Raw genomic sequence first — 4663 nt, 5'->3', positions numbered from 1 at the left:
AATGTTTCAACGCATCGCCCAGCCTTGCGTGCACTGCTTGCTTGACCCGGCCATTGCCCGCCATGTCGATGAAGACCGAAGGCCGCCGCTCGATCTCCTCCGCGCGGTCATAGGGCAACACCTGATCGCAGCCACTTGTCCGTTCGACAAAGGGCACGTTCCCCGCCGAGGTCAGCCCCACGACGTGCCTGCGCGGGGTGTCGGGCTCGGCAAGGAATTTGCACAGGCCCAGCCCAGTTTTCGATGATGCGCTCCCCACGATGACCTGTTCGGCGCCAAAGAAGTCATTGTCGATCAGCCAGTCGCAGAGCAGGTAGGAAGTTGCCAACAAGGGCTGCAACAAGGCGCGCAGGTCTTCCTGCCGCTGCGGAGCGGGCTGCACCGGCGAGTAGCGGTTGTAGACCGCCGGCAGTTCGGCCCGGTGCGGGGCGGCATCGACGATCATGCCCTGCGCATCCGCGTGCGGCGTGATCACCAGCTCTTCCGCCAAGGGATAGAAACCGTAAAGGCGTGTGCCCGGGTTCAGCGCGTCGGCGCGGCTTTCCACCACCTCTGCCACACCCCAGACGGGGACAAGGCCCTGCCCATCCACGCCTGTGGGAAAGAACTTCCAATACCCCGTCTGGAACCCGACGGCGGCATAGGTCACGTTATTCGCCGTCAGGGCGAAGCTTTCGAGCCTCAGCCGGGCCTGACCCTCTTCCAGCCGGGCGGGCTGTACATTTTCCAGCGTGGTCCGCGTGATGTCCTTTTGATCCGTCAGCAATCGCTTCATGGCTTCCCCCTCTTTCAGGTCAGCCTAGACGGGAACCCGCAGCCTTGCGCGCCCCTATCTGCACAACGTCACGTCAACGCGCTTCAGTGCAGCGTGAATTCGCCCTTCACGTTGCGCCATTCGCCCGACGCCAGCATCCGGCGATGGGTGAACTGTACCGAATGGAGCGGCCCGTCGAGCTTTTCCTGCCAGAACTCGATGAACTGGAACAGGCGCGGATGATCGGGCGCCAGATCGTATTCCTGCCAGATGAAGCTGTTGAGCACATGGGTGTAATCGGGCATGTGATAGAAGAATTCAGCGGTGGTGAGCCCGTAGCCCTTCAACATCATTTCCGTTTCGAGATGGGACATTTTCAGTCTCCTTTTCCCTGCCTCGCAGGACCAGTCTGCGCTCACTGAATTACTTTTCAACGAAAACAGCGCATTGGCACTCGGCATCTGTTGCTGCCAGTGTGTTTTTGCCACAGGCATTGCGCCTATCCTGTGGATTCTGATAAGGAATGACGCAAGATATAGAGGCTGACAAAGACAGGTCGATGACGTGAGCGATACGCCCGAAACCCCTGAAACCGATGACGAAAACGGGCCAGAGCGGCCGATGTACGACGGGCCGTCCGTCAGCATCGAAGAAGAGATGCGCAATTCCTATCTCGACTATGCGATGTCGGTCATCGTCAGCCGGGCCATTCCCGACCTGCGCGACGGGCTGAAGCCGGTGCACCGCCGCATCCTTTATGCGATGCATGAAACCGGCAACACGCATGACAAGCCTTACCGCAAATCCTCCCGCCCGGTGGCGGAGGCCATGGGTAAATACCACCCCCACGGCGACACGGCGATCTATGACGCGCTGGTGCGCATGGCGCAGGACTTTTCCATGAGCCTCGTGCTGCTCGATGGTCAGGGCAACTTCGGCTCCATGGACGGCGACAAGGCCGCCGCCTATCGCTACACCGAAGTGCGGATGGAAAAGGCCGCGCAGTATCTGCTGGAAGACATCGACCGCGATACAGTCGATTTTCAGGACAACTATGACGGCAAGGACCGTGAACCGACAGTCCTGCCCGCGCGCTATCCCAACATGCTGGTCAACGGTGCGGGCGGTATCGCCGTCGGCATGGCCACCAATATCCCGCCCCATAACCTCGGCGAGGTTGTCGATGCCACGCTGGCGCTGATCGAAGACCCGGACCTGACCAGCGAACAGCTGATCGAATACATCCCCAGCCCCGATTTCCCCACTGGCGGGATCATGCTGGGCCGTTCCGGCGCGCGCAAAGCCTACCTTGAAGGACGCGGCAGCGTCATCGTGCGCGCCAAGACCCGGGTGGAGGAGATCCGCAAGGACCGCTACGCCATCGTCATCGACGAAATCCCCTATCAGGTGAACAAATCCGCGATGATCGAGAAAATCGCGGAACAGGTGCGCGAAAAGAAGATCGACGGTATCGCCCATGTGCAGGACGAATCCGACCGGAACGGTGTCCGGGTCGTGGTGGAGTTGAAGCGGGACGCCACCGCCGAAGTGGTCATGAACCAGCTTTTCCGTTTCACCCCGATGCAGACCTATTTCGGCTGCAACATGCTCGCCCTGAACGGCGGGCGCCCTGAAACGCTGACCCTGCGGCGCTTCCTCACGGCCTTCGTCGATTTCCGCGAGGATGTCGTGGCCCGGCGCACCGCCTACTTGTTGCGCAAGGCGCGGGAGCGGAGCCACATCCTGTGCGGTCTGGCCGTCGCCGTCACGAATATCGACGAGGTGGTTCAAACCATCCGGTCTTCTGCCGATGCGGGCGAGGCGCGAGAAAGGCTGATGACCCGCCGCTGGCCGGCGGAGGAGATCCTGCCCTACATCCGGCTTATCGACGATCCGACCCATACCGCGAACGAGGACGGCACCTACAACCTCTCCGAGGCGCAGGCCCGCGCCATTCTGGAGCTGCGGCTGCAGCGCCTCACTCAGATCGGCGTCAAGGAAGTGACCGACGAACTCGAAGAACTGGCCGGCAAGATCAAGGAATACCTTGAGATTCTGGGTAGCCGTGAGCGGATCATGGGCATCATCGCCGACGAGCTGCGCGAAGTCCGCGAACTCTTCGCCGTACCGCGCCGGACAGAGATCGTGGACTGGTCCGGCGACATGGAGGACGAGGACCTGATCGCGCGCGAGGAAATGGTCGTGACCGTGACCTCCGGCGGCTACATCAAGCGCACGCCACTGGCCGAATTCCGCAGCCAGCGCCGGGGCGGCAAGGGCGTATCGGGGATGCAGACCAAGGAAGAGGATGTCGTCACGACGCTTTTCGTGGCCAACACCCACACGCAGCTTCTGTTCTTCACCACCGATGGCATGGTCTACAAGCTGAAGACCTGGCGGCTGCCGCAGGGTGGGCGCACGTCGAAGGGCAAGGCCATCGTCAACATCCTGCCGATCCCGGCGGGCGTTTCCATCGCCGCCATTATGCCGGTGGACCGGGACGAGGCCGAATGGGACGATCTGCAGGTCGTCTTCGCCACCAGCGCGGGCACCGTGCGGCGCAACAAGCTGTCGGATTTCACCAACGTCATGCGCAACGGCAAGATCGCCATGAAGTTCGAGGACGAGCATGCGGGTACCACGCTGATCAACGCGCGCATCGCGAGCAACGACGATGACGTGATGCTGGTGACGAATTCAGGCAGGGCGATCCGCTTTCCGGCGACAGACGTGCGGGTCTTCAACAGCCGCTCCTCCGTGGGCGTGCGCGGTATTCGCCTGAACGGCGATGACCGTGTCGTGTCTATGTCGATCATCCGCCACTTCGACGCGACCTCCGAGGAACGCGCCGCCTATCTCAAGATGCGCCGGGCCATGGCCGGGCTTGCCGACGATCCCGAGGCGGAGGAAGAAGAGACAGCAGCCGATCCGAACTTCTCGAATGAACGCTATGTGGAAATGTCGGCGGCCGAAAACCTGATCCTGACAATCACCAGCCGGGGTGCCGGCAAACTCAGCTCCAGCCACGATTATCCCGTGCGCGGGCGCGGCGGCCTCGGTGTCGCGGCGATGGACAAGGCGATGCGCGGCGGGGATATCGTCGCCTCCTTCCCGGTGGAGATGGACGACCAGATCATGCTGGCCACCTCCAAGGGGCAGTCGATCCGTGTGCCGGTGGACGGCATATCCTTCCGCTCGCGCAGCGCGGGCGGCGTACGTGTCTTCAACACCGGGCGCGGCGAAGAGGTCGTGAGCGTTGCATGGATCGCCGATCAGGCGGAACCGGATCAGCCCGAGGACGTGGCGGACTGAGTAGCCGACTATTTGACGAATTGACGCGGGGGCGCGGCCAGCCCTGCCCCCGCCCCTTCGGCCAAGGCTGGTTCTCTCAGCCCCTGTTCTGCTGCCAGGCCGCCAACGCTTTCTCTATCTGCGCCGCCGCTGCCGTCGCACCCTTGATGTCTTCCCTGTCGATCAACCTGCGAAGCCGCCGCATGGCGCTGCCGAGGTATTCGGGCGGAATCATATGGGCCGCCTTCATGTTGCGGCGCGTGACTTCCATATAGGCGAGCTTTCTGTCGCCGGTGGCGAAATTGTATTTGTAGGTCTCGTCACCATGGCCAAGGTCGTAGAAGCGGAAACCTTCGTCGATGGCATGTTCGATGGCGAGCCCGCGTTGCAGCCGCCCGATATCCAGTTTCTCGTTGCCCATCCGCCGGGCCCCGAAGACGGAGGTCATGCGCCTGCCATCGCGGTCGGCCACATGGCTCAGGGCGCCGATCATCTCTTCCCCCTGCCAGAGCGTCGGCATGTAAAGCGCGCCGATATTCCACACCCGGTCGAGGAAGAGGGCGTATTGCGCGGTAAGATATTCGATACGGGCAGATGAAAGATCGCCCTCCCAGCGCT

Annotated in this window: 4 protein-coding genes; 1 reads left to right on the top strand and 3 read right to left on the bottom strand. The window is 62.2% G+C overall.

Translation table 11 applies throughout. From position 1 onward, the window contains the following. A partial coding sequence (locus A3764_RS12690) for a DUF2855 family protein (RefSeq protein ID WP_067951643.1) occupies window positions 1–775 on the bottom strand: 775 nt, incomplete at its 3' end. A gap of 83 nt (window positions 776–858) precedes the next feature. Continuing rightward, window positions 859–1128 carry an usg protein gene (locus A3764_RS12685; RefSeq protein WP_067921881.1) on the bottom strand — a complete coding sequence of 90 codons (270 nt, stop codon included), beginning with the start codon at window positions 1126–1128 and terminating at the stop codon, window positions 859–861. A 190-nt stretch (window positions 1129–1318) separates the two neighbouring features. Here A3764_RS12685 and gyrA point away from each other — a divergent pair, with 190 nt between their 5' ends. Continuing rightward, window positions 1319–4066: a DNA gyrase subunit A gene (gene gyrA, locus A3764_RS12680; RefSeq protein WP_067921878.1), complete on the top strand. Its 2748-nt coding sequence runs from the start codon at window positions 1319–1321 to the stop codon at window positions 4064–4066. 76 nt (window positions 4067–4142) lie between these two features. Here the strand turns inward: gyrA and A3764_RS12675 are convergent. Then, on the bottom strand, window positions 4143–4663 hold a 521-nt coding region (locus A3764_RS12675), incomplete at its 5' end, for a GNAT family N-acetyltransferase (RefSeq protein ID WP_150122166.1).

The organism is Sulfitobacter sp. HI0129, assembly GCF_001635395.1.
Classification (GTDB): Bacteria; Pseudomonadota; Alphaproteobacteria; order Rhodobacterales; family Rhodobacteraceae; genus Sulfitobacter.
Note: the sequence above shows the minus strand (reverse complement) of the source record. Positions and strands in the feature narration are given on the sequence as shown.